The following is a 24,432-nucleotide window of genomic DNA, read 5'->3' on the forward strand; positions in this document are numbered from 1 at the left end:
TTTTTTTGTTTGTATAACTCTACTTTTTCCACCTATGCAGCGACCACTCAACTATCCGGTTTGCCCTTGTGTTCAAATCATCCAATGACCACGTCTCAAATTGCAGTGCCAAGGAACGGGCGGTGGAGAAAATTGAATCTTTGTAAGCCACCCGTTTTAGTTGGAACGCGTTCTGTCCTTCATCATTGTTCATTTTCGATGTGAGCGGGATGAGGTTGGCGAAGGTGTTCAGTGACGATTTATGCTGGTCTTCTGAATACAAGCCTGCCCATTCGTCTGTGAGCTTTTGGGGCATGATATGCTCAATCCAAAAACTGTCGGAGGGAGTTTCACCGTGTTCCGAAAGCTCAAACTCTGACAGGACGTACCTGCAAACTTTTCTGCTATAGAGGTCACCGAAGCGCAAGGCGTGCTCAAACTCCTGATCTGACGGCCAGGCGATAGTTGGTCGCTTACGGATCGACTTAGAAACACCTGTTGCTGATAGATCACCTTCCTTGGCAAGCTCAGGCCATAAGCCCTTGAATACCGCATGCAAGCCCGTCGGTTCATGGCCACAGATTGCGCGTCGGGCTAGAAAAGCCTCAATCACATCAAGCATTTCCCTCGCAGTCGTAACTTCTAGTCTGCCCGAACTTGCTGCGTCACTGACGAGGCAAACAAACGAGTAAATTGAACTTGGCGCGCCGAGTCGATGCAACCGAAGAATATTTTGCCTTAGCTCATTAGGCAGAGACTCAGTCAAACCCTTCTCAAGCGCTATAATTGTGGGCGCGAACCTATCCATATCGATAATGATATCTGTAGTATCCTCAAATGTATTCCAATGCACTCTCAAGACCGAAAATAGATCCGCTTTTGTCGTATTGTGGTTGAGTGCAAGCCCATATGGAAACAGCAACTTCTCAAGGTCTACTTGTGCATCTAAAAACTTCCTCTGAAAAGGCTCCCAATCATTGTTAAATATTACTTGAGCAAGCGTTGGCTCAGATGCAACTCGTGAAAATATTTCGTTTCTAACCAAGTCTGCTGTCGTTATTCTCTCGCCGCGAGCGTTCAATCGCTCAAATATAATTGGGGCGGCAATCGGATTTCTTAGAGAAATCGATACAAAGCTAAGACTACCTGTAAGAATTTGTAAGGTTTTCTCTACGCGCTCAAAACCATAGTCTGTGAACGTTTTGCGAAACCGCCGCACAAGTCGGATATATTGTTGGATTAGCTTCCCGCTGGACGGGCCAGAAGAATGAGGAGGAGTGGGCTTGCCTATGACGTCCCAACTACCTTTTTCTTTCAGAACGCTATGAGCAGCGATGTCATCCCACGCTAGCTTAAACTGCTGCCTATCTGCTGCAGATGGAACAAGCTTCGTGTTCGTTGGGTGCTGACTGAAAGGTCGTAGAAGCAAGAAGGTTCTGGCAACCTCCAGCGCCCATTCTTTTTTACCTTCATCTAAAGCAGCGCGAACGGCCGCCATTATTGCCAGATAGCAAGTGAATAGCCTCTGCTGGCCATCGACAATGTCGTAGATTGTAGGTCTCCCAATTTGACTCGGTTGACGAACTGTTACAATCACGCCCAGGAATTGAGATTGCTTTGTGCCATCAAGAATCTCTTCGATATCCTGCCAAAACTGGCTAAGATTCTTTTCTGTCCATTTATACTCACGCTGAAATAGTGGTATATTTATAACATTATCACCGGCAACGATGTCCGAGAAACTGCTCTCTTCCGGAGTGTCGGTGACTTTCAGTCCTGAGTCCAAGGCAACCCCCATCTGTTGTTTCAGGTTAGATATCGACCTCAAACGTCCATCACAAGCGTCTGGGGCTACAAACGATAGCTTCACTCAAATTCGTAATAAAATGATATGCTTCGCTGTCGGTCGAGAAGCTGGCTCTCTTGCATGATCTGTAAGACAGTTTATGACCGGGCATAACATGGAATTGGTTGATTGCTTGACTTTGTCCAGCATTTTAAACCATCGAACTCAACGTGAGGCACGCTTGGGAAAGCTCGACAAGATTCGTATTAAGGGTTTTCGGAGCATCAAGGACCAAACGGTGGCTCTCGGGCCTATCAACATACTCATCGGCGGTAATGGTAGCGGGAAGTCAAATTTCATCGAGGCGTTTAAGCTGCTGAGGGAGATCTCCGAAGGGAGACTAACGGAGTACGTGAAACGTTCTGGCGGCGCCGACCGGATATTGCATTTCGGAACGAAGGAAACCGAATCTCTTCAATTCAAAGCTTACTTCAATGATTCTGTGGACCAGTACGAGATATCACTGGAGCCTACGGACCTTAGCGGATTGATACCAATGCGCGAGGTCGCATCCTATTGGAATAAGTCATATCCTCAGCCCTACAACAAATCGCTTTCTTCTTTCGGAGGAGAGGCCGCGATCTCGGGAGACAATGTCGATGGCGTCTCTTCTTACGTGAAGACTGCTTTATCAAGCTGGCGTGTCTACCATTTCCACGACACGGGACCCTCTTCACCGATGAAGAAAGTTGCGGAACTTGATGATAACCGGTTTCTGAGACCCGACGGCTCAAATCTAGCATCGTTCCTATACTATCTAAAACAAGCCCATGAACCAGAGTACAACCTAATACGCGGTGCCATTCGTCGAGTTGCGCCATTTTTTGATGACTTTGTTCTTGAGCCGCGAGCACTTGATGAAACTCGTATACGGCTGGAGTGGAAGCACTCAAGTTCCGATGCGTTTTTTGATGTCGCCAGCTTTTCCGACGGCACCCTACGGTTCATAGCACTCGCGGTGCTGCTGCTTCAGCCAACTGAATTTCGACCTTCGGTTATCCTGGTAGACGAGCCAGAATTGGGCTTGCATCCAGCTGCCATAACGCTGCTCGGTGCCATGGTAAGGCAAGCTTCCGACAAAGGTCAGGTGATCCTGTCAACCCAATCCCCATTTTTGTTGGATCACTTCGCCCCCGAAGAGGTGATTGTTGCTGATCGAGAAGATGGCACTTCAGTTTTCACTCGTTTGGAAAGTGTCACCCTCACAGAATGGCTCGAGGACTTCAGTCTTGGAGAGCTGTGGGAAAAGAATGAACTCGGCGGCAGGCCGCGCGGATCGTGAGGTTGGCTCTATGACTCGCCTTCTGGTCCATGTCGAAGGGCAGACCGAGGAAACGTTCGTAAACGAAGTCCTCGGTCCCCACCTGTACACATTGGGTTTCCATAAAGTCTCAGCCCGCCTATTAGGGGCGGCAAGAGTAAGAAAACGGCGCGGAGGAATATGTGCGTGGGAAGTAGTTGCCGATGAGGTTGCAAGGCACCTACTAAATGATGGTGGGGCGTTCGCGACAACGATTGTGGACTATTATGCTCTACCATCAGGTGAGGACGGCTGGCCCGGACGGCATGCCTGTGCCGGCTTGCCGTACGATCAAAGATCATCTTTTCTCGTGCAAAACCTCCGTCAGGACTTCGCAGCAAGGTACCCGGGCTTGGCAGGTCGCTTCATACCATTTGTAGCGATGCATGAGTTTGAAGGGCTACTATTTAGCAACCCTCAAACGATGGCTCAATCAATGGGACAGCCGGAACTTGCAGATCATTTTTCCGCTATTCGGGCCGCATTTGAGACCCCTGAGCACATCAACGATAGTTATATTACAGCTCCGTCCAAACGGCTCATAGCTGCGTTGCCAGGCTACCAAAAAGTACTTCACGGAAACGTCGCCTTTATAGATATTGGCTTGGATAACATCCGACAAGAATGTCCGATCTTCGACGAATGGCTCACGGAAATTGAAAAGCTCGCAACTTAGCGAACGCGGCGTGTCTCTTTGCCCTGAAAGTAGAAACGCAATCACGCTTCGATCCATCAACAGCAGGTGTGGTATTGACGCGATCAACGTTTCCAAATCCTGAACTGCCTCGCTACTCCAGAATGCCTCCTAGCTGCCTCTTACCGTTCCGAGTTTGGAGGCATGGTTCTTTGTTGATTTTATTTGCGAATTTAGATAATGCCTCGCTGCCTCGGGACTTTTGATCAGTCCACGCGCGCATAGCGAACGGATTCTATTCGTAATGGCCCAACCGCCCGGGGCAGCTCTTCACGATGTCAAATATCCGACGAACCAACGTCCGTCTGCTACCGGTTAATCTAATAGTCCCGTGTAGCGCTGGGATTTCCGACGCATATCGGCGTCGTCCTTAGCCCTGCACGCTGCCGCAAGTCATGCCCGTCTCCCCTGTAGTTGAATGAGCTCCGCCCCAAGACGCATTCTGTCGCACTCATCGGCCCACCAGGCAGCCATGTGAACACGTTCATCCCAATACACGCCACGGTGATAGGCGGCTCGGACGGCATTGGGGTCCAAATGCGCCAATTCGGCCTCAATAGCATCGGGGTTGAATTTGCCGGCTTGATTCAAGAGCGTCGAAGCCGTCGTGCGAAAACCATGCGGAACATGCGTGTCTTTGGAGAAGCCCATGCTTCTCAAGGCCGTGTTCATCGCCATGTCGCTCATGGGGCGCGTGACGGTGCGTTCTGAGGGGAAGACATAGCGCCCGGTGCCGGTCCACTGCTGCATGCTTTTTAATATCGCGACGGCTTGCGGTGGCAGCGGCTTTTTGTGATCCCGCCGCATTTTCGCTCTGCTGGCGGGTATAGTCCATATGGCCTTATCCAGATTGAACTCTTTCCACTCTGCTTGGCGTAATTCGCCCGGTCTGGGGTAAAGCAGTGCCATCAACTGCAATGCTACCTTCACACCCTCTCCCCGGCCCTCATAAGAGTCGATGGACCTAAGCAAGTCGCCGAAGTTCTTTCCATCGGTGATGGCAGATTGGTGCTTCGGCTTATTGGCTTTGATAGCGCCGCGCAGAGCACCGGTAGGATCGCTCTCAGCCCGCCCCGTAGCAATGGCGTAGCGAAACACCTCACCTATCACGGCCCGCACCCTGCCAGCCGTTGCCAGCTTCTCACGCTTTTCCAGCTTCCGGAGCGTGATAAGGATTTCCGGAGCCTTGATTTCATCAATCGGTCTTGATCCCAAGTCGGTCGAGGCAAACCTCAGATAGAAGCGCTTGTTTTTCATCGTCGCCACCGCCTTGCCTTCCGCCTCCTTCTTGGTCAGGAGTTCTTCAGCGACTTCCTTAAAGCTGCTGCCTCCGGCAAGGCGTTGGGCTTTCTCGATCTTTGCTGTAACAGAGGGATCGACCGCTCTCGCCAAGGAGGCCTTGGCTTCATCGCGCAGCGTCCGGGCTTGCTTGAGAGTGGTGGCGGGATAGGCTCCAAAGGAAAGTGTCTTCTCCTTCCCCCTATAGCGGAATTTCCGCCAGAGCTTTGAGCCATTAGGATTGACAAGAAGATATAGCCCCTCAGCGTCTGCATGTTTCCGAGGCTTGTCTGAGGGCTTAAGATTTCTAATCGCCGTATCCGTCAAACTCATATCAAACCTTGTGGGGGTATTGGGGGTATTGGCGAGGGGTATCAACAAAGTCGCACCCCCAGACATACCCCCAAACTTGTTACCTGTGGGTGGACAGTCCTGGACAGCCGCAGACGGAAGAGCCTGTAAAATCAGATCCTTGCTACTAGCATATGGACTATCATGAATGACGGTGGAAAAGAAGATGGTGCCCCATGCCGGAGTCGAACCAGCACTCCTTTCGGAACTCGATTTTGAGTCGAGCGCGTCTACCAATTCCGCCAATGGGGCACGGGAGAGGCAGGAACGGGATTTATACGGGTGGACGGGGCTTGGTCAACCGGGATTCCGTCGGAATGCAGCGCAATCGCTTGCCGTCAAGGCTGACGGCGCTTCGCCGCTGACCGGGCAGGAGGTCGGTCGGGTTGCGGAAGACATGCGGGGAAGACGTGTGGCGGAAAGCATGCGCCGAGGAGCATGGTCCGCTCATGCCTGTCGTCCGAACGTGTACAGCGGTTTCGGGAAACGACATGCATCCAAACCAGCCCCTCAAGCGCGTTGCGGGAATCCTTTTTTGCGTACCGCGCTTGAGGGTGCGGGACGGCTGGCTGGCGTGGCACCGGCACGCGCCCGGCGAAAAACCATGGTGCGGAGCAACATCCGTTGTGCAGGCGCGATTTACAGTTGGGCCGTTCGTGCATAAAAGCGACAGCATGCCCTTCGGGGCACCGCCGTTTTACCGCCCGGCTCGGGATATCGTCGCGAGTTTCGGGCCAGCGCTGCGCGCGGGATCCCGTCCCGCCTGCCGTCTGAACGAGGATTTGCCGATGCTCCGCAGCCTTTACGACTGGACCATGTCGCTTGCCGCCCGCAAGTCGGCGGAGGTCTGGCTTGCCGTCATCGCCTTCGTGGAAAGCTCCGTCTTCCTGGTGCCGGCCGACGTGCTGTTCCTGCCGATGGCGCTGGCGCGGCCCGAGCGCGCCTGGCGCTATGCAGCGATCGCGACCGTGGCCTCCGTCCTCGGCGGCATTGCCGGCTGGTATCTCGGACACTATGCGTTCGAGGCGCTGGCCCGCCCAATCCTCGAATTCTACGGCAAGCTCGAGGCGTTCGACACCATGCGGGCCTCGTTCAGCAACGAAATGCTCGTTCTGCTGCTCGTCACCTCGGGCCTTGCCCACCTGCCGCCGATCAAGGTCGTCACGATCCTCTCCGGCGTCGCGGGCATCCATCTCGGCCTGTTCATCGTGTGCGCCGTCATTGCGCGTGGCGCGCGCTTCTTCCTGCTCGCCTGGCTGCTGCGCCGCTACGGCGAGGAGATCCGCCATTTCATCGAAAAGCGTCTCGGCCTGATCTCGGCCGTCATCGCTGCCGTGCTGATCGTTCTTTTCATCGCCTACCGCTTTTTCCTGCACAATCCGGAGATCGTCACGCCCTGACCGGGCGATGCCTTTCCGGGTCGCCGGCCGGCGCGAAACAGATTTCGATCGCCGGCCATATGCTGTAAGCCCGTCGGCAACATCGACGCCAACCCGCCTTCCGGAGCCTTGAGATCGTGACCGAGACCGTGACCGCCATTCAACGCTCCCCTGCCCTGCCCGCAGCCGTCCTCGTCACGCTCGGGATGATCGTCACGGTGGGAACCGCGCTTGGCTTCGAGCATCTCGGCGGCTACATCCCCTGCGCCCTCTGCCTGATGCAGCGCGAGCCCTATTATTACGGCATTCCCGTCGGCCTGCTCGCCATCCTCAGCGCAGCCTTCCCCATGCCGGCCTGGCTGCCGCGCCTGCTGCTGGCCGTTGTCGCGCTGATGATGCTGGTCGGCGCGGGCATCGGCATCTACCACGCGGGCGTCGAATGGCATTTCTGGGCCGGTCCGGCAAATTGCTCGACGACGGCCCAGGGCGTCTCGCCCAATGTCGGCGACCTCCTCGGCGATCTCGACAGCAAGCATGGGCCCTCCTGCACGGATGCGGCCCTGCGCGTGCTCGGCCTTTCCTTTGCCGGCTGGAACGTGCTGGCGAGCTTGGTGCTGGCGGCCATCGCCATCCACGGCGCCGTCAAAGCCCGGTAAAAACCGAAAAGGGCGCCCTCATGTGGCGCCCTCGAAACCCATCGGCAATCCGTCAACGCCAAGCCTTACGGCTGCAGTTCGACATCCCAGTAGAGATAGTCCATCCAGCTTTCGTGCAGGAAGTTCGGCGGAAACAGCCGGCCATTGTTGTGCAGGTCCTGCACGGTCGGGTGGTACGGTTTCTGGTGGGGGAACATGCCGGCATTGCGGGGCATCTTGCCGCCCTTGCGCAGGTTGCAGGGCGAACAGGCGGCGACCACGTTTTCCCATGTCGTCTGGCCGCCATGGCAGCGCGGAATGACATGGTCGAAGGTCAGGTCGTCGGGCGAGCCGCAATACTGGCATTCGAAACGGTCCCGCAGAAACACGTTGAAACGCGTGAAGGCCGGATGACGCGAGGGCTGAACATAGCTTTTCAGGCAGACGACACTCGGCAGTTTCATCGAGAAGCTGGGCGAGGAGACCTGATGTTCGTATTCCGCGAGAATAACCACACGGTCAAGGAAGACCGCCTTGATCGCGTCCTGCCAGGACCAGAGCGACAAAGGGTAATAACTGAGAGGCCGGTAGTCCGCGTTCAACACGAGCGCAGGCAAGGCCTGAGGTGAGACTGCAATCGTCAAGTCCAGTGACTCCTGATCGATTCGGCATCTGCCCTTCTATATTAGGCTCGTTACGTCAGGATTGTGAAGCCGAAAGGAAAGTGGAAACAAAAGATTCATTTCAGTTGGTTACGAGCCGGCTTTGCCGCGTCCGGCCCCGCCAGAACAGGTGCGGCATCGCGTCGCATGCGCTGTGCATAGAAGGCCCAGAACAGCCGGGCGGCAACGCTGCGCCAGGGGCTCCAGGCCAGACTGAGGCCTTCCAGCACCCGGGCCGAGGGTCGCATGTCCAGGCACAGGGCATCGGCAACAGCACTCTGAAGTGCAACGTCGCCCACGGGAAAGATGTCGCAATGACCGGCGCAGAAGACGAGATAGACCTCGGCGGTCCAGCGACCGATCCCCGGAAGCGCGCCGAGCGTGGCGATGGCAACCTGCGGATCGACGGAACAGAGGCCGTCGAGATCGAGCGATCCGGCCTCGACAGCGGACGCGGCGGCCCGCAGAGCCTTGATTTTCGCAGCCGAAAGCCCGACCGCGCGGCATTCTTCCTCCGCGAGCGAGAGAAAGGCCTGCGCCTCCACCGTGCCCAGGCGCAGCACCAGCCGGTTCCAGATTGCGGCCGCACTGGCCTTGGAGATCATCTGGGACACGATGATGGCGGCCAGCCCGGAAAAGCCGGGTTCGGATCGCCGGAGCGGCACGGGTCCCGTCGCCGCGAGGATCGGGATCAGCCGGGGGTCGCGCTCCGTCAGAGCCGAGAGCCCGAGGGAAACATCGTGATCGCTCAGAATCCGCATGGCGGAACGCTTCTCCTGGTCTTGGCCCGGCGGCCCTTCGGTGGCAGAAGAAGCCATGCCGCACCGCCTGTCAAAGCCCCCGGTATACCGCTTCGCGCCGAGCCCCAATGGCCTTCTCCACCTCGGCCACGCGCTGTCGGCGCTTATCAACGCCCGTTTTGCGGCAGAAACCGGCGGACGGCTTCTGCTGCGCCTCGAAGATATCGACCGGACCCGGTGCCGCCCGGCATTCGAGCAGGCCGCTCTCGATGACCTCGCCTGGCTCGGCCTGACCTTCGACGAGCCCATCCGGCGCCAGTCCGAGCACTTTGCGGATTACGAGAGGGCGCTGGACCGCCTCAGGGATCTGGGTCTCGTCTACCCCGCCTTTCTCACGCGCGGCGAGATCCGCACCCGGGTCGCTGCCATCGAGGCGGGCGGCGCCCCCTGGCCGCGCGATCCGGACGGCGCGCCTCTCTACCCCGGCCCGGAGCGCGACTGGAGCGAGGCGCAACGGGCGGACGCGGTGGCCGAAGCAACGGCGGCCGGACGACCGTTCGCCTGGCGGCTCGACATGGCGAAAGCCCGCAACGCCGTCAAAGGGCCGCTGACCTGGCAGGAAACCGGCCTGCGTGCCCATGGCGAGCCTGAGGACGGGAAGACCGTGCTGGAAACGGTTCACGCCATGCCCGAGGCTTGGGGCGACGTCATCCTGTCGCGGCCGGATGCGCCCTCCAGCTACCATCTGTCGGTCACCGTGGATGATGCCTTGCAGGGCGTAACCCATGTCGTCCGAGGGCAGGATCTCTTTCATGCGACCTCGGTCCACCGCCTGCTGCAGGCGCTGCTCGACCTGCCGGAACCGGTCTATCACCACCATCGCCTCATCCTCGGAGCGGACGGGCGCAAGCTGTCGAAGAGCCATCGCGATACGGGGCTGCGCGACCTCAGGGAGAAAGGCCTTTCAGCGGCGGATGTCCGCGCGCTTGTCGTCTGACGCCGCGGCCGCGCTCTCTTCCGGCAGGGCGATATCGCGCGTCGCCGCGGCCTCCTCCGCCGGCATGCCGCGAAAATGGCGGATCACCATGCGCTTGACCTTGTATTTCATGATCGCCGCATTGATCTCCGCGCCGATGATGAAGATCGCGCCCAGCATGTAGAGGAACACGAGCACGATCATGATCGAGGCCAGACCGGCATAGGTCGAGGCATAATTTGCGAAATTCGAAAGATAGGACGCGAAACCGACGGCACCGATCGTCCAGGCAACAAGCGTGATGACGATCCCCGGCAGCACGTCCATGATCTTGCGCCGGCCATCGGGCAACCAGAGATGGGAAACGATCAAGCCCCCGGTCAGAATGAGGAGCGCCAGCGCCAGACCCCAGTTGTCGACCATCGACAGAAGCTCGTCGAGCCAGGGCAGCCAGCGGTCGGCATAGCGCAGGGCAAGCGGCACCGCGACCAGCAGCAGGCTGACAAACGCCAGGATGACGACCCCGGCCAGCACGAAGCCGAGGCTGGCGATCCGCGTGACGTACCAGGGCCGGCTTTCCGCCACCCGGTAGGCCCGGTTGAGCGAAATGCGCAGCGCCTCGACGCCGTTGGAGGCAAAATAGGCGGCCGCGAGCACGGACACGGTAAGCAGCCCGCCGCGCGGCGTGGTCAGCACCTGCACGATCTCGTCGGCGATCGGCTTTGCGATCGATGGTGGCCATGTGTCGAAGATCAGGTGCACGGCCGTGGTCGCGAACTGGTCGGCACCAAGAAAACTGCCGAGCGCGGTTCCGAAGATCAGGAACGGAAAGATTGCGAGCAGCGACGACAGGGCGACATGGCTGGCCATGGCCCAGCCGTCATCGTCGCTGAAATGCCACAGCGCATCGAATGTGACCTTCCAGGCCATACGCAGGAACAACGGCATCCGGTCTCCGCTCTCAAGGGCGCGACGTCCTCTTCCCCGAAAGACGTACGGCACTGCGATTTGGTTTCAAGCGCAGACCTTTGCGTCCGGATCGGCGTCCGGTTGCAAAGCCGCCGCATTGTCACCTGCTGTCGAATATGGGAGACCAGCGCTCCAAGTCCACAGCCTCATGGGCCTCATCGGCTTCATGCGCCTTGTTGGCCCATCTGCGGAATCCGGAGCGACACGCCTTCATGACCGACAGCCCTCATCGGGATCGACCGACCATCATCGTCACGGGATGTTCTTCCGGCATCGGGGCCCATGCCGCAAGGGCGCTCACACGCGACGGGTGGCGCGTTTTCGCCACCGTCCGGCGCGAGGAGGATCGGGTCGGCCTCGAAGCCGAAGGGATCGAGACCTTTCTCATGGACTACACGCGCACGGAAACGATCGCGGCGCTGGTCGAAGCTGTCCTGGCGCGGACAGGCGGGCGGCTGGACGCGCTCTTCAACAACGGCGCCTACGGACAGGCCGGCGCGGTGGAGGACCTGCCGACGGAGGCGCTGCGGCTGCAGCTCGAAACCAACGTCATCGGCTGGCACGATCTCACCCGTCGCGTCATCCCGGTCATGCGGGCGCAGGGCCACGGCCGCATCGTGCAGTGCTCGTCCATTCTCGGCATCGTGCCCTACCGATGGCGCGGCGCCTACAACGCGTCGAAATTCGCCATCGAGGGCCTGTCGCTGACCCTGCGCATGGAGCTTGCCGGTTCGGGCATTTCGGTCAGCCTCATCGAGCCCGGCCCGATCGAATCGCGCTTCACCGCCACGGCCGTGACGCATATCCGCCGCCATATCGACCTCGAAGGCTCGGTCCACCGCGCGGAATATCAACGGCAGATGCAGCGGCTGACCGGCGAAAGCGGTCCTGCGAGGGGAAAACTCGGACCGGAGGCCGTTTATACCGTTCTTGTGAAAGCTTTGACGGCAAAACGGCCGCGACCGCACTATATTGTGACTCAACCAGCCAAACAGGGCGCGCGGTTGAAGAAACTGCTTCCGGCAAGCCTGTTCTATCGCATTATCGGACGCCTCGGCTGAGCGGCCGGATCCTCTCTGGTGGGACGGCGAGCGGCCGTCAGAAAGACTGCGCATGAGTTCCTTTCTTACCGGCCTGACACTCCTCGTGATGGGCCTCGTCGTCATCGTCCTCGTCCGCGGCCTGATCAACATGGCCAAGGGCGGCAGCGGAAATGCATCCAACAAGCTGATGCAGGCCCGCGTCCTGCTGCAGGCGGTTGCCATCGGCCTGATCATGCTGACGCTCTGGATCACCGGCGGAGGCCGCTGAGATGGTCAAGCTCAACAAGATCTACACCCGCACCGGTGACGACGGGACCACGGGCCTTGCCGCCGGTCCGCGGCGTTTCAAGAACGACCTGCGGATCGAGTGCTACGGCACGATCGACGAGGCGAACGCCGCCATCGGCATGGCGCGCCTCACCACGGCGAGCGAGCCGGAGGTCGATGACATGCTGAAACGCATTCAGAACGACCTCTTCGACCTCGGTGCGGATCTCTCGACGCCCGATACCGGCGAAACACTGCCCTACGAGCCGTTGCGCATCGTCGCCGGCCAAGTGGCGCGGATCGAGGCCGAGATCGATCGCCTCAACGCCGATCTCGAGCCGCTGCGCTCTTTCGTGCTGAACGGCGGCACCCCGGCAGCCGCCCACCTGCACCTTGCCCGCACCATTGCACGGCGCGCGGAGCGCGCGATGGTCGCCCTCTCCCATACCGATGGAGAGACCGTCAGCCCGGCAGCGCTGGAATATGTCAACCGGTTGTCGGACTTCCTCTTCGTCGCGGCCCGCTGGCTGAACGATCGCGGCCGCGGCGACGTCCTGTGGATACCCGGCCTCACGCGATGACGCTGGGCTTACACCGTAAGCCCAGGCATGCGCAGTAAGGGCTGGATTTGCGCGGCAAGGCCAGGGCTCAGGGTGAAAGCAGGGCTCATAAGGTAGAGCCATGATGCGGGAGGAAACTGCATGTTCATACCGCTTCACGATCGCAACAACCTGAAGCATATCCGTCTGCAGGTCGTCACGATCGGGCTCATCGCGGCAAATGTGGTGATCTTCTTTCTGACCGGGCCGCTGTTCGTCGAAGCCGCGACCGTCAACGCCGACCTCCTTTCGTTCGGCTATATCCCCGCGCTCATCTTTGGGGATGCGACGCTGGCACCCGGCATCGCCGTCGTGCCGGAAAGCGCGACCCATATCACCTATGCGTTCCTGCATGCCGACCTCTATCACCTCGGCACCAACATGCTGTTCCTCTGGGTGTTCGGCGACAATGTCGAGGATGCGCTTGGACATGTTCGGTTCCTGATCTTCTATCTCGCCTGTGCGGCGGCAGGTGCGCTCGTGCACGGCCTTGTCGTGCCCTTCTCGCAGGCGCCGCTGATCGGCGCATCCGGCGCCGTTTCCGGGGTGGTGGCGGCCTACTTCCTCCTCCACCCGAAGGTTCGTGTCTGGGTGCTCGTCCTCTTCCGCATTCCGCTTCCCCTGCCCGCCTTCATTCCGCTCGCGCTCTGGATCGCACAGCAATTCTACATGCTGGCGGTCGATCCCTCCGCGGATGTATCCTGGGGCGCCCATGTCGGCGGGATCATCACAGGTCTGCTCCTTGTCCTTGTCATGCGCCGCAAGGGCGTACCGCTGTTCGACAGGGTCGTCGTCGTGCCGAAGGCCGTTCGCCTCGTGGAAACGGCTCCTCCCGGCGTCGCGCCTGGTCAGGGCCAAGCCGGCCCGTGGGGTCCGCTGCCGTGACCAGATCCAAGCGACGACCAGAAAACCGGGGCAGCCTATTGACGTGCACGTAAAGGTCAGTAATTTACGGGATGGACCGGGAGCGAGGTCAGCCGAGATTGTAATTGTGGAAAAAACGCGTATCGATGTCGCCAATCGACTGACAGGGCGGCAAGGGACTATGCGATTTCTGTTGTCTGGAACCGTGTTTCCTTCGGCTCGAGACCGGCGCCGAGACGCGCCGAACGGACCATCTGGGGCTGACACGGACAGCCGCGACCACGTCAGATCCGTGCCGGGCCCGCAGACCCGGCCACATCGTTGAGATTCACTGCCGAGATTCGATGAAGGAAGGCTCCATGAAAATTCTTGTCACCGTGAAGCGCGTCGTTGACTACAACGTCAAGATCCGCGTCAAGCCGGATGGGTCCGGCGTCGAGCTTGCCAACGTGAAGATGTCGATGAACCCGTTCGACGAAATCTCCGTGGAAGAAGCCCTGCGGCTCAAGGAAGCAGGCAAGGCGACGGAGGTGGTCGTCGTATCCATCGGCCCGGCGAAGGCGGAGGAAACGCTGCGCACCGGGCTCGCGATGGGTGCGGACCGCGCAATTCTGGTCGAGACCGATGCGACCGTGGAGCCGCTGGCGGTCGCCAAGATCCTCAAGGGCGTCGTGGAAGCCGAGCAGCCGTCGCTCGTCATCGTGGGCAAGCAGGCCATCGACGACGACAGCAACCAGACGGGCCAGATGCTGTCGGCGCTGCTCGGCTGGAGCCAGGGCACGTTCGCGTCCAAGGTCGTCCTTGACGCCGACAAGGCGACCGTCACCCGCGAGGTCGACGGCGGCCTGCAGACGATCGACATCAAGCTTCCGGCCGTCGTCACGACGGATCTGCGCCTCAACGAACCGCGCTATGCGTCGCTGCCGAACATCATGAAGGCGAAGAAGAAGCCGCTCGACAAGAAGACGCCGGCCGATTTCGGCGTCGACACGGCACCGCGCCTGACCGTCCTGAAGACCGAAGAGCCGGCCGGCCGCAAGGCGGGCATCAAGGTCGGCTCGGTTGCCGAACTCGTCGACAAGCTGAGGAACGAAGCCGGCGTGCTGTAAGCCCGAGGTGCACGGTGCGCCGCAGGTCCGCCAGGACAGCGCGCACCGGCAGCCGGGCTCTGCATGCGACATGCTGCCGATATGCGGTCGATACGGGACCGACGACGCAGCGACAGACAGATCGAGATTTCACGGAGAACATACGACATGGCCATTCTTCTTCTGGCGGATCATGACGGTCACACCGTTTCCGACGCAACCGCCCGTACCGTCAGCGCCGCGACCGCCATCGGTGGCGACATCCATGTTCTGGTCGCAGGCGCCGGTGCGGACGCCGCGGCCGCCAACGCCGCAACGCTGACCGGCGTATCGAAGGTCCTGCTCGCAAACGATGCAGGCCTTGCCAACAACCTGGCCGAGCCGCTGGCAGCCCTCATCGTGTCGCTCGCCGGCAGCTACGCCGTTCTGATCGCGCCGGCCACCTCGGTCGGCAAGAACGTCATGCCGCGCGTCGCAGCCCTGCTCGATGTCGCCCAGATCTCCGAGGTCACCGAGGTCGTGTCGGCCGATACGTTCAAGCGTCCGATCTATGCCGGCAACGCCATCCAGACCGTGCAGTCGGGCGACGCCAAGAAGGTCATCACCGTGCGGACCTCGACCTTCGCGCCCGCCGCCGCAGGCGGTTCGGCACAGGTCGAGACCGTTTCTGCGGCGGCCGATCCCGGGCTGTCCACCTTTGTCGCGGATGCCCTGTCCTCGTCCGACCGTCCGGAGCTGACCTCCGCGAAGATCATCGTGTCGGGCGGCCGCGCGCTCGGCTCGGCGGAGAAGTTCCAGGAGGTCATCCTGCCGCTCGCCGACAAGCTCGGCGCCGCCGTCGGTGCCTCGCGGGCCGCCGTGGATGCGGGATATGCGCCCAACGACTGGCAGGTCGGCCAGACCGGCAAGGTGGTCGCTCCGCAGCTCTATATCGCCTGCGGCATCTCCGGCGCCATCCAGCACCTCGCCGGCATGAAGGACAGCAAGGTCATCGTCGCCATCAACAAGGACGAAGACGCACCGATCTTCCAGGTCGCGGACTACGGTCTCGTTGGCGACATCTTCACGCTGCTGCCGGAACTCGAAAAGGCGCTGTGACCCCGATCCAGCCGAGGCTGGGTTCCTGACACGGCGGAGGCTGTGCCTCGACACACCGAGAAGTGAACGGCCGCATCCCCGATGCGGCCGTTTTACATTCGAAGACGCGCAGAGAACGACGGAAAGCACTGGCAAAACCCGCCGCCAGCCGGTATCACTTTGAGGCAGGCCTTGACTGCATCATTCCAGGATCGAAAACCGATCCGGAAGACGATGATGCGGCGGGTGTCGAGCGCGACTGCGAAGCTGGACGTCACCATGGCGCGCGGCGCGGTCGCGGTGCTGAACGTCGGCTGCGATTGGGGAAGAACGGCTTGATGATCAAGAATGTCGGAATCGTCGGTGCGGGGCAGATGGGCTGCGGCATTGCGCAGGTCGCCGCGATGGCAGGGTACAAGGTGCACCTCTACGACATCGCGCCCGATCGCATCGAGGCTGGTCTCGCCACGATCAACGGCAACATGGCCCGCCAGGTCTCGTCCGGAAAACTGACCGAGGACGAGCGCAAGAAGGCGCTCACGCTCATCAAGGGGTCCTCCGACCTGACGGACCTGTCGCCGGCCGATCTCGTGATCGAAGCGGCGACGGAAGACGAAGCCGTCAAGCGCAAGATCTATGTAGCCGTCTGTCCGGTATTGAAGCCCGACGCCATTCTCGCGACCAACACCTCGTCCCTGTCGATCACGCGCCTTGCCTCCGCCACGGACCGTCCGGAGCGTTTCATGGGCATCCACTTCATGAACCCGGTTCCGGTCATGAAGCTCGTCGAGCTGGTGCGCGGCATCGCGACCGAGGAAGGCACGTTCGCCTCGGCCCGCCAGTTCGTCACGGCCCTGGACAAGACCATCACGGTGGCCGAAGATTTCCCGGCCTTCATCGTCAACCGCATCCTTCTGCCGATGATCAACGAGGCGATCTACACGCTGTACGAAGGCGTCGGCACGGTCGATGCGATCGACACCGCCATGAAGCTCGGCGCCAATCACCCGATGGGACCGCTGCAACTGGCCGATTTCATCGGCCTCGACACCTGCCTGTCGATCATGCAGGTCCTCCACGATGGTCTCGCCGACAGCAAGTACCGCCCCTGCCCGCTGCTCGTGAAATATGTCGAAGCCGGCTGGCTTGGTCGGAAGTCCGGCCGCGGTTTTTACGACTATCGTGGGGAAACCCCCGTTCCCACGCGGTAAATCCGCCGTCGCCAACAGGCACGATCGGCAACAGCGAACAGGAGCGTGAGCGCCGTCCTCGTGGCACAGGGCTTCATGATTGCCGACATCGCTGACGGCTCAGGACCCCGTGCCCGCCGAGGCCGCGGCGCGCACCAGGGCCCGCCCCTCATCGCCATCCCAGGCCGCCGGCCCGTTCATGGCCGAGAGCAGGCAACCCTTCTCGTCGAGAAGCACGGTCACGGGCAGCCCGAAAGCGAGCCCCTCCTTCTTCAGCGCATTGAAGACGCCCATGGAAGCATCGCGGTAGGGTTTTAGCGCCGCGACGCCGGTCTCCGACAGGAACGCTTTCGGCTTCTCGTCGCTGCCGGTGTCGATATTGACGGCGACGACTTCGAACCGGTCGCTTCCCTCCGCCTTTTCCAGCCTGTCGAGCGCCGGCATTTCCTCGCGGCAGGGTACGCACCATGTGGCCCAGAGGTTGAGGAGAACCGTGCGGCCCTTGAAGTCGGCGAGCGTCAGATCCTTGCCCGTTCCATCCTTGAACGTGAGATCCTCCAGGGGCCGCGGCCGGTCGGCCGGCGCCATGGCGGCCACCTGGCCCTTCATCAGCGGCGTAAGGCTGGCGATCTTGCCCGACGCGGCTGCGCATTGGCCGGACGCGCCCGCCGAAGCGATCTCCGGAGCATTGCCAGACCCGCTTTGCCTGACGTATACCGCTGCCGCACCGGCGATCAGGCCCAGAAGGGCTGCGAGCGCCACAAGCCGTAGGGCGGAGCGGGGTTTCCCCGGGTCTGTCATGTCGGTTTTCAAGACTTGTACCTTTTTCAGGACGGATACTGCGATGGCCGACGGCGCTTCCGAGACGAAAACCTCCAACCAGATGTGGGGCGGTCGTTTCGCGTCCGGACCCGACGCCATCATGGAGGAGATAAACGCCTCCATCGGCTTCGACAAGAAGCTCTACGCGCAGGATATCCGCGGCTCCAAGGTTCATGCCGAAATGCTGGCCCATCAGGGCATCATTTCCGGCGCCGACAAGGACGCCATTCTCGGTGGCCTCGACACGATCCTGTCGGAGATCGAGGCAGGCACCTTCACGTTTTCCCGCCGCCTCGAAGACATCCACATGAACGTCGAATCCCGCCTGGCAACGCTGATCGGCCCGGCCGCCGGCCGGCTGCACACGGCGCGCTCGCGCAACGACCAGGTGGCGCTCGATTTCCGCCTCTGGGTCAAGGAAGAACTGCAGAAGGTCGAGACCGCGCTCACGCGCCTGATCGCCGCCTTCCTCGATCGTGCCGAGGAACATGCCGACACGGTCATGCCGGGATTCACCCATCTGCAGACGGCCCAGCCGGTCACGTTCGGCCACCATTGCATGGCCTATGTCGAAATGTTCGGCCGGGACCGCGCCCGTGTGCGGCACGCCATCGAGCATATGGACGAAAGCCCGATCGGCGCGGCGGCCCTTGCCGGCACCGGCTTTCCGATCGACCGGCACATGACCGCCAAGGCGCTTGGTTTCGCCGGACCGACGCGCAACTCCATCGACACCGTTTCCGATCGCGATTTCGCGCTGGAGTTCCTGTCGATCGCGGCGATTTCGGCCACCCACCTGTCGCGCCTTGCCGAGGAGATCGTCATCTGGTCGACGCCGCAGTTCGGCTTCGTCCGGCTGTCGGATGCCTTTTCCACCGGCTCCTCCATCATGCCGCAGAAGAAGAATCCGGATGCCGCCGAGCTGGTGCGGGCCAAGACAGGTCGTATCAACGGCTCGCTGATCGCGCTTCTCACCATCATGAAAGGCCTGCCGCTCGCCTATTCCAAGGATATGCAGGAAGACAAGGAACAGGTCTTCGACAGCGCCGAGAGCCTGGAGCTCGGCCTTGCCGCCATGACCGGCATGGTGCGCGACATGACCATCAACACGGAGCGCATGAAGAAGGCGGCCGGGTCCGGCTTCTCCACCGCGACGGATCTGGCGGACTGGCTCGTGCGCGAAGCCGGCTTGCCCTTCCGCGATGCCCACCACGTGACCGGCCGTGCCGTGGCGCTGGCCGAGAGCCGGAGCTGCGACCTTGGCGAACTGGGCCTTGACGACCTGCAGGCGATCCACGCGGCGATCACGGACAAGGTCTTCGACGTGCTGACGGTCGAGGCCTCCGTCGCCAGCCGCACCTCCTTCGGCGGCACCGCGCCGGCCGAAGTTCGCCGGCAGATCGCCTGGTGGCGGGCACGCAACTGAGGCGTCCGGCCTTCTGCTGCATGTCGCCCGAAACTGTGCAGCGGTTTCGGGAAACGACATGCATCAAAATAAGAACGCAAAGGCCGGCCCGGGCGATCGATCACGTTTCCCGGGCGATCCATCAGCAATTCGAACGTGCGCGGTCCTTGAAAAACAGCTAAGAGGGACCGCCTTCCCTCGCAAAGGACCCGCGACGATGACATTTCGGACTGCCGCCCTGACGGCGCTGCTTCTGACGGCAACGGTGCTGACGGCCTCCGGCTGCGGCCGCAAGGGCGATCTCGAACGTCCGAGCGTCGCCCGCGCGAAGGCGGCAAAGGACACCCAGAACACGACTGCCACGCCTTCGGCCCTGCCGTCCGGCTTCGTGCGCCCGGCAAGCGGGGCCGCCCCGGCGAGCGCCGCCGTCTCCGGCAATGCCTCGACCCAGACGACGGCCGTGACGCAGATGAACACCGTCCCCGGCTCTGACAACACGGCGGCCCGCAGCGGCCGCACTGGCGCCCAGGCCGACGTGCCCGAGCGCTCCTTCCTCCTCGACCCGCTGCTCTGACAGCCCACCGAAGGCCCCATCCGTGAACCACTTCGAATATCGTGACGGCGTTCTGCATGCGGAAGACGTGCCGGTGACCGACATCGCCCGTGCCGTCGGCACCCCCTTCTACTGCTATTCCACCGCGACGCTGGAGCGGCACTATGCCGTCTTCGCGAAGGCCTTCGAGGGCGTCGACGCGCTGGTGTGCTACGCCATGAAGGCGAATTCCAACCAGGCCGTGCTGAAGACGCTCGGCCGTCTCGGCGCCGGCATCGACGTCGTCTCCGGCGGCGAACTGGCCCGCGCACTGGCCGCCGGTATTCCGGCGGAGCGGATCATGTTTTCCGGCGTCGGCAAGACGGCCGGCGAGATGGATCTGGCGCTGGCCGCCGGCATCTACTGCTTCAACGTCGAATCCGAACCCGAGCTCGAAGTGCTCAACGCCCGCGCCGTCCGTCTCGATCGCCAGGCGCACGTGTCCTTCCGCATCAATCCGGATGTGGATGCCCGGACCCATGCCAAGATCTCGACCGGCAAGAAGGAAAACAAGTTCGGGATCGGCTTCGAGCGCGCCCGCGCCGTCTATGCCCATGCCGCAACGCTTCCCGGCATCAAGGTCACCGGGATCGACATGCATATCGGCAGCCAGATCACCGAGCTGCAGCCGTTCGAGGACGCCTTCAAGGTGCTGCGCGATCTCGTGGACGCGCTGCGCGCCGACGGGCATGTCATCGATCATGTCGATGTCGGCGGCGGTCTCGGCGTTCCCTACAAGGAAGACAACAATCCCCCGCCCCTGCCCGACGCCTATGCGGCGATCGTCAAGGAGCAGCTTGCCGGTCTCGGCTGCCGCATCGTCATGGAGCCCGGCCGCCTGATCGTGGGCAATGCCGGCATTCTGGTGACCGAGACGATCTATGTGAAGGATGGCGGATCGAAGACCTTCGTCATCGTCGATGCGGCGATGAACGATCTCATCCGTCCGACGCTCTACGAAGCCTATCACGAGATCCGCCCGGTCCGCATCTCGGCCGCCAACGCGCCGCGCATCACCGCGGATGTCGTCGGCCCGGTCTGCGAGACCGGCGACTATCTGGCGCTCGACCGCGAAATGGCCATGCCGCGCCCGGGTGATCTCTTCGCCGTCAGCACGGCAGGCGCCTATGGTGCGGTGCAGGCCGGCACGTACAATTCGCGGCTTCTGGTGCCCGAGGTCCTGGTCAAGGGCAACCGCTTCCACGTGGTCCGTCCGCGCACCACCATCGAGGATCTGATCGGTCTCGACAGTCTGCCGGAGTGGCTTTCGGACGAAGCGCTGCCAGACTGAGCGCGACCCCGGCCGGCTCCGGCACGCCCGGCTGCCGTCCGTCTGTGCGGGAAGGTCAAGACCGTCGGACGTGGTTTCGCCGGAGGACGCCACGTTCACGATTGCGTTCTCGCCCTCGTCTTCGCCACAAACAATGGTATCCTCGCGCCCGTAAACACATCGGCAGGCGCGGGATTCGCGTGGGCTGCGGTGTAAGGGCAGAAACAGGACGGTGTGGATGGCAGAATTCCGGCGGCAGGAACGCCCGGTCGGCAAAAACGGCGTCTCCGGCAGGATGAAGACAGGCATGACGCAGACGCTCGCCCGCAAGCGCGGTTTCGCCCGCGCGGTTCTCGTTGCCGAGCGGCTGGCGCCTCGCGCGCTCCTCCCGCTGGGCATCGCCTTTCTCTTCCTTTCCGCTGCCTGGTTCGGCCTGTTCCGGACGGTGCCACCGCTCGTTCACGCCGGTTTGCTGCTGACCTTTGCGCTTGCCTTCATGGCTGCTCTCGTCCCGGTCTTCCGCATCCGCCTGCCCGATATGCACGAGGCCGATCGCCTGCTGGAAGAGCGCAATGCGCTGCCGCACCAGGCGATCGGCGTGCAGGACGACAAGCCGGCCACCGGCGGCGCCTTCGGCGAGGCGCTGTGGCGCGAACACCAGACACGCATGGCCCGGATGATCGGCGCGCTCGAAACGGGGCTGCCGCGCCCCGATATCGCCCGCCATGACGGGTTCGGCCTGCGTGCGCTACCGGTTCTGCTCGTAACTGTCGCCTTTGCCTATTCGTATTCCAACCGCGCCGGAACGCTCTCGGATGCGTTCCGCCTGCCCGACACCATCGTCGCCGCGCCGGATGTGCGCATCGACGCCTGGGTAACGCCCCCCACCTATACCGGCCGCGCACCCGTGTTCCTGACGGGACGGGCAGACCAGGCCGATGCCACGGGCGCGCCCGCGGAGGCGAGCGTGCTCCGCATCCCGCAGTTCAGCGACGTGACCGTTCGCGTGACCAGCGCGGCATCCGCCCCGGACACGGCCGTCACCTTCCTCGACACGGGTGCCGCCACGGCCGTGCCGATCCCGCCGCAAAAGCCGCAAGAGGCAGGCGCGGACAAGGCTGCAGGCACGGTTGCCACCCCGGTCTCCGTTCCCTCCTCGCCTGCAGGCGAGACGACGGCGACGGACAGCGCGGCCCCGACGCCTCCCGGCAACAGCACGCATCTTTACAAGATCACCCGCGACGGCACGCTGACGGTCGGCACGCAGACATGGCAGTTTGCCGTCATTCCCGACGCCGTGCCCGAGATCGCCTTCGACGGGACGCCGCGCGCCACGGTCAATGCCGCACTGGAGATCCCCTTCATTGCCAAGGACGATTACGGGCTGAGCGAGGCTTTCGCGGAGATCGTCCCGGCGGAGGCGCCACCCGTCGAGGCAACGCCGCTCTACCCCGCCCCCGAATATCGGCTCGACCTGCCGCGCCGCAATGCAAAGGACGCCAAGGCGACGGCAAGCCGCAACCTGTCGGAACATCCGCTCGCCGGCAAGCGCGTCCGCATCACGCTGGTCGCGCGCGATGCTGCCGGCCAGGAGGGGCGCAGCGCCCCGCAGGAGATGATCCTGCCCGCCCGCCGCTTCTATGAACCGCTCGCTGGCGCGGTTGCCGAGGAGCGTCAGGTCATGGCGCTGAACAGCCGGGACCTGCCCCGCGCGTTCGAACTCAACGATGCGCTGAACATCCGCCCGGAAGACAACATTCCCAACCTCACCCATTTTCTCCTGCTGCAATCCGCCAAGGGCCGCATGACGCTGGCCCGCGACGAAGAGTCGATGCGCGGCACCGCCGACTATCTCTGGGAGGTCGCGCTCGGAATCGAGGACGGCAACCTGTCGCTGGCCGAACGCAATCTGCGCGAGGCCCAGCAGAAGCTGTCGGATGCCTTGGAGCGCAATGCCTCGGACGAGGAGATCGCCAAGGCCATGCAGGAACTGCGGGAAGCGATGAAGCAGTTCATGCAGGCGCTTGCCGAACAGGCGATGAAGAACCCCCAGACGGCCGCCCGGCCCAATATGGAGAACATGCTGAGCAGCAAGGATCTGGACAAGATGATGGACCAGATCGAGAACCTCGCCAAATCCGGATCGAAGGATCAGGCCCGCCAGATGCTGTCGGAGATGCAGCGGATGATGAACAACCTGCAGGCCGGCCGCAGGCCGCAGGACATGCAGCAGGGCCAGGACAACAGCGCGATGCGCCAGCAGATGGACAAGCTCGGGCAGCTGATGCAGGAGCAGCAGCGACTGATGGAGCAGACGTTCAAGCACGACCAGGCCCTGCGCAACCGCATGCAGATGGGCGATCCGATGATGGACGAGAATCTGTTCGAACAGCCGCCGGGAGACCCCAACCAGCAACAGGGCCAGCAACAGCAGGGTGGCGATCCGACCGAGCAGATGACGGAGGAGCAGCTGCGTCAGGCCCTGAAGGATCTCCAGGGCCAGCAGCAGGCGCTCGAAAAGCAGCTCGGCGAGCTTCAGAAGGGGCTTGAAGGCATGGGCATCAAGCCCGGCAAGGGTTTCGGCCAGGCAGGGCGCGAGATGAAGGGCGCATCGGGCCAGCTCGGCCAGGGTCAGGGCGAACAGGCGGTCGGCAGCCAGGGCCGTGCACTCCAGGCCCTGCGCGAGGGTGCGCAGGACATGATGAACCAGATGAGCCAGGGCCAAGGTCAGGGACAGGGCCCCGGCCAGGGCATCCCGCAATATGGACAGAACGGCCGCGACCCCCTTGGCCGCCGCCAGCAGAACGCCGGACCCGACTTCGGGGATCAGGTGAAGGTGCCCGACGAGATCGACACCCAGCGCGCGCGCGAAATCCTCGACGAGATCCGTCGCCGGCTCGGGAACAACGTCTCGCCCGAGGTGGAACGGCAGTATCTGGAGCGGTTGCTGGACATCCGGTAACATCGGAGCAGCGCGCGTCCCGCGTCACGGGGGCGCGCCCGACGGACAATCAGGCCCTCGACGCCCGCGTTCTCGACATCCTTACGCCGCCAGAGCCACGGCGACCGCCTTGCGGATATCGGGCAGGCTGAAGGGCTTGGCAACGACGTCGACGATCTTTCCAGCAAGGTCGTCAGCGCGCTCGCGCTGTTCGGCGTAGCCGGTCATCAACAGGATCTTCAGTCCGGGAAAGGCCGCCGCCGCTTCATGGGCAAGCGCGATGCCGTCCATGACGGGCATGCGGATGTCGGAAAGCAGCAGGTCGAAGGTGGCACCATGCAGATGCTCCAGCCCCTCCGCGCCATCGCCCGCCTGCACGACATCGTGCCCGTCCATCTGCAAGGCGCGCGCGACGAAGCGGCGCAGGGAGTCTTCATCCTCGGTGATCAGGATCTTTGCCATCAT

22 protein-coding genes, 1 tRNA gene and 1 pseudogene are annotated in these 24,432 nt (G+C 61.9%); 16 read left to right on the plus strand and 8 right to left on the minus strand.

Translation table 11 applies throughout. The features are described 5' to 3' along the window. Positions 1-19: 19 nt before the first annotated feature. Positions 20-1,777 (minus strand): DUF262 domain-containing protein, encoded by a 1,758-nt coding sequence (locus ASG25_RS13875; protein ID WP_062474791.1) that lies wholly within the window; start codon positions 1,775-1,777, stop codon positions 20-22. A gap of 163 nt (positions 1,778-1,940) precedes the next feature. Between ASG25_RS13875 and ASG25_RS13880 the strand changes: the two genes are divergently transcribed. Both ASG25_RS13880 and ASG25_RS22320 read left to right on the plus strand, forming a co-directional pair. Beyond that, positions 1,941-3,107 carry an AAA family ATPase gene (locus tag ASG25_RS13880; protein ID WP_200942807.1) on the plus strand — a complete coding sequence of 389 codons (1,167 nt, stop codon included), beginning with the start codon at positions 1,941-1,943 and terminating at the stop codon, positions 3,105-3,107. 10 nt (positions 3,108-3,117) lie between these two features. After that, positions 3,118-3,801: a DUF4276 family protein gene (locus ASG25_RS22320; RefSeq protein ID WP_082480245.1), complete on the plus strand. Its 684-nt coding sequence runs from the start codon at positions 3,118-3,120 to the stop codon at positions 3,799-3,801. Positions 3,802-4,212: 411 nt separating this feature from the next. Here ASG25_RS22320 and ASG25_RS13885 read toward each other — a convergent pair whose 3' ends face one another. Together ASG25_RS13885 and ASG25_RS13890 are read right to left on the minus strand one after the other, a co-directional pair. Next, entirely contained in the window at positions 4,213-5,430 is a 1,218-nt protein-coding gene (locus ASG25_RS13885; RefSeq protein WP_062475724.1) for an integrase arm-type DNA-binding domain-containing protein, read from the minus strand. Between the two features lie 185 nt (positions 5,431-5,615). Then, positions 5,616-5,700, minus strand: a tRNA-Leu gene (locus ASG25_RS13890). Between the two features lie 536 nt (positions 5,701-6,236). Here ASG25_RS13890 and ASG25_RS13895 point away from each other — a divergent pair. Continuing rightward, complete coding sequence (locus tag ASG25_RS13895; RefSeq protein ID WP_062474794.1) at positions 6,237-6,848, plus strand: YqaA family protein; 612 nt, start codon at positions 6,237-6,239, stop codon at positions 6,846-6,848. A 116-nt stretch (positions 6,849-6,964) separates the two neighbouring features. Next, complete coding sequence (locus ASG25_RS13900; protein ID WP_082480185.1) at positions 6,965-7,483, plus strand: disulfide bond formation protein B; 519 nt, start codon at positions 6,965-6,967, stop codon at positions 7,481-7,483. Between the two features lie 65 nt (positions 7,484-7,548). Here the strand turns inward: ASG25_RS13900 and ASG25_RS13905 are convergent, their stop codons facing one another. Together ASG25_RS13905 and ASG25_RS13910 are read right to left on the minus strand one after the other, a co-directional pair. Then, positions 7,549-8,106 (minus strand): HNH endonuclease, encoded by a 558-nt coding sequence (locus ASG25_RS13905; RefSeq protein WP_062474798.1) that lies wholly within the window; start codon positions 8,104-8,106, stop codon positions 7,549-7,551. Between the two features lie 95 nt (positions 8,107-8,201). After that, positions 8,202-8,885, minus strand: coding sequence for a DNA-3-methyladenine glycosylase (locus ASG25_RS13910; RefSeq protein ID WP_062474801.1), 684 nt, complete (start codon positions 8,883-8,885; stop codon positions 8,202-8,204). A 55-nt stretch (positions 8,886-8,940) separates the two neighbouring features. On the opposite strand from ASG25_RS13910, the gene gluQRS reads away from it, so the two are divergent. After that, positions 8,941-9,861, plus strand: a complete 921-nt coding sequence (gluQRS, locus tag ASG25_RS13915; RefSeq protein ID WP_062475731.1) for a tRNA glutamyl-Q(34) synthetase GluQRS — start codon at positions 8,941-8,943, stop codon at positions 9,859-9,861. Here the strand turns inward: gluQRS and ASG25_RS13920 are convergent. Beyond that, positions 9,829-10,788, minus strand: coding sequence for a YihY/virulence factor BrkB family protein (locus ASG25_RS13920; RefSeq protein ID WP_082475612.1), 960 nt, complete (start codon positions 10,786-10,788; stop codon positions 9,829-9,831). The genes gluQRS and ASG25_RS13920 overlap by 33 nt on opposite strands. 233 nt (positions 10,789-11,021) lie before the next feature. Here ASG25_RS13920 and ASG25_RS13925 point away from each other — a divergent pair, with 233 nt between their 5' ends. The 7 genes from ASG25_RS13925 to ASG25_RS13960 all read left to right on the plus strand — a co-directional run bounded on the left by ASG25_RS13925 (position 11,022) and on the right by ASG25_RS13960 (position 16,958). Beyond that, positions 11,022-11,870: an SDR family oxidoreductase gene (locus tag ASG25_RS13925; RefSeq protein WP_062474804.1), complete on the plus strand. Its 849-nt coding sequence runs from the start codon at positions 11,022-11,024 to the stop codon at positions 11,868-11,870. Between the two features lie 52 nt (positions 11,871-11,922). Next, positions 11,923-12,120, plus strand: coding sequence for a twin transmembrane helix small protein (locus tag ASG25_RS13930; protein WP_062474808.1), 198 nt, complete (start codon positions 11,923-11,925; stop codon positions 12,118-12,120). Position 12,121: 1 nt separating this feature from the next. Next, on the plus strand, positions 12,122-12,700 hold the full coding sequence (locus ASG25_RS13935) for a cob(I)yrinic acid a,c-diamide adenosyltransferase (RefSeq protein WP_062474811.1): 579 nt from the start codon (positions 12,122-12,124) through the stop codon (positions 12,698-12,700). Between the two features lie 120 nt (positions 12,701-12,820). Beyond that, on the plus strand, positions 12,821-13,603 hold the full coding sequence (locus tag ASG25_RS13940; RefSeq protein ID WP_082480187.1) for a rhomboid family intramembrane serine protease: 783 nt from the start codon (positions 12,821-12,823) through the stop codon (positions 13,601-13,603). Positions 13,604-13,941: 338 nt separating this feature from the next. Further along, complete coding sequence (locus ASG25_RS13945) at positions 13,942-14,691, plus strand: electron transfer flavoprotein subunit beta/FixA family protein (protein WP_062475734.1); 750 nt, start codon at positions 13,942-13,944, stop codon at positions 14,689-14,691. 147 nt (positions 14,692-14,838) lie between these two features. Then, a complete protein-coding gene (locus tag ASG25_RS13950) occupies positions 14,839-15,768 on the plus strand; it encodes an electron transfer flavoprotein subunit alpha/FixB family protein (RefSeq protein ID WP_062474814.1) in 930 nt (309 codons plus the stop codon). Positions 15,769-16,085: 317 nt separating this feature from the next. After that, positions 16,086-16,958, plus strand: coding sequence for a 3-hydroxybutyryl-CoA dehydrogenase (locus ASG25_RS13960; protein WP_062474821.1), 873 nt, complete (start codon positions 16,086-16,088; stop codon positions 16,956-16,958). Between the two features lie 99 nt (positions 16,959-17,057). Here the strand turns inward: ASG25_RS13960 and ASG25_RS13965 are convergent, their stop codons facing one another. Beyond that, a complete protein-coding gene (locus ASG25_RS13965) occupies positions 17,058-17,738 on the minus strand; it encodes a TlpA disulfide reductase family protein (RefSeq protein WP_062474824.1) in 681 nt (226 codons plus the stop codon). 43 nt (positions 17,739-17,781) lie between these two features. Here ASG25_RS13965 and argH point away from each other — a divergent pair, with 43 nt between their 5' ends. The 4 genes and pseudogenes from argH to ASG25_RS13985 all read left to right on the plus strand — a co-directional run bounded on the left by argH (position 17,782) and on the right by ASG25_RS13985 (position 23,988). Next, the gene (gene argH / locus ASG25_RS13970) at positions 17,782-19,185 is read left to right on the plus strand and encodes an argininosuccinate lyase (RefSeq protein ID WP_062474827.1); all 1,404 of its coding nucleotides are present in this window, start codon (positions 17,782-17,784) and stop codon (positions 19,183-19,185) included. Positions 19,186-19,381: 196 nt separating this feature from the next. Beyond that, positions 19,382-19,477, plus strand: a pseudogene (locus ASG25_RS23660) (lipoprotein); the annotation flags it as partial. Positions 19,478-19,760: 283 nt separating this feature from the next. Next, entirely contained in the window at positions 19,761-21,047 is a 1,287-nt protein-coding gene (lysA, locus tag ASG25_RS13980) for a diaminopimelate decarboxylase (protein ID WP_062474833.1), read from the plus strand. A gap of 217 nt (positions 21,048-21,264) precedes the next feature. Next, the gene (locus ASG25_RS13985) at positions 21,265-23,988 is read left to right on the plus strand and encodes a TIGR02302 family protein (RefSeq protein WP_062474837.1); all 2,724 of its coding nucleotides are present in this window, start codon (positions 21,265-21,267) and stop codon (positions 23,986-23,988) included. An 81-nt stretch (positions 23,989-24,069) separates the two neighbouring features. Here the strand turns inward: ASG25_RS13985 and ASG25_RS13990 are convergent, their stop codons facing one another. Continuing rightward, positions 24,070-24,429: a response regulator gene (locus ASG25_RS13990; RefSeq protein WP_062474841.1), complete on the minus strand. Its 360-nt coding sequence runs from the start codon at positions 24,427-24,429 to the stop codon at positions 24,070-24,072. Between the last annotated feature and the right edge of the window lie 3 nt (positions 24,430-24,432).

The organism is Rhizobium sp. Leaf384 (assembly GCF_001424065.1).
Lineage (GTDB): Bacteria > Pseudomonadota > Alphaproteobacteria > Rhizobiales > Rhizobiaceae > Ferranicluibacter.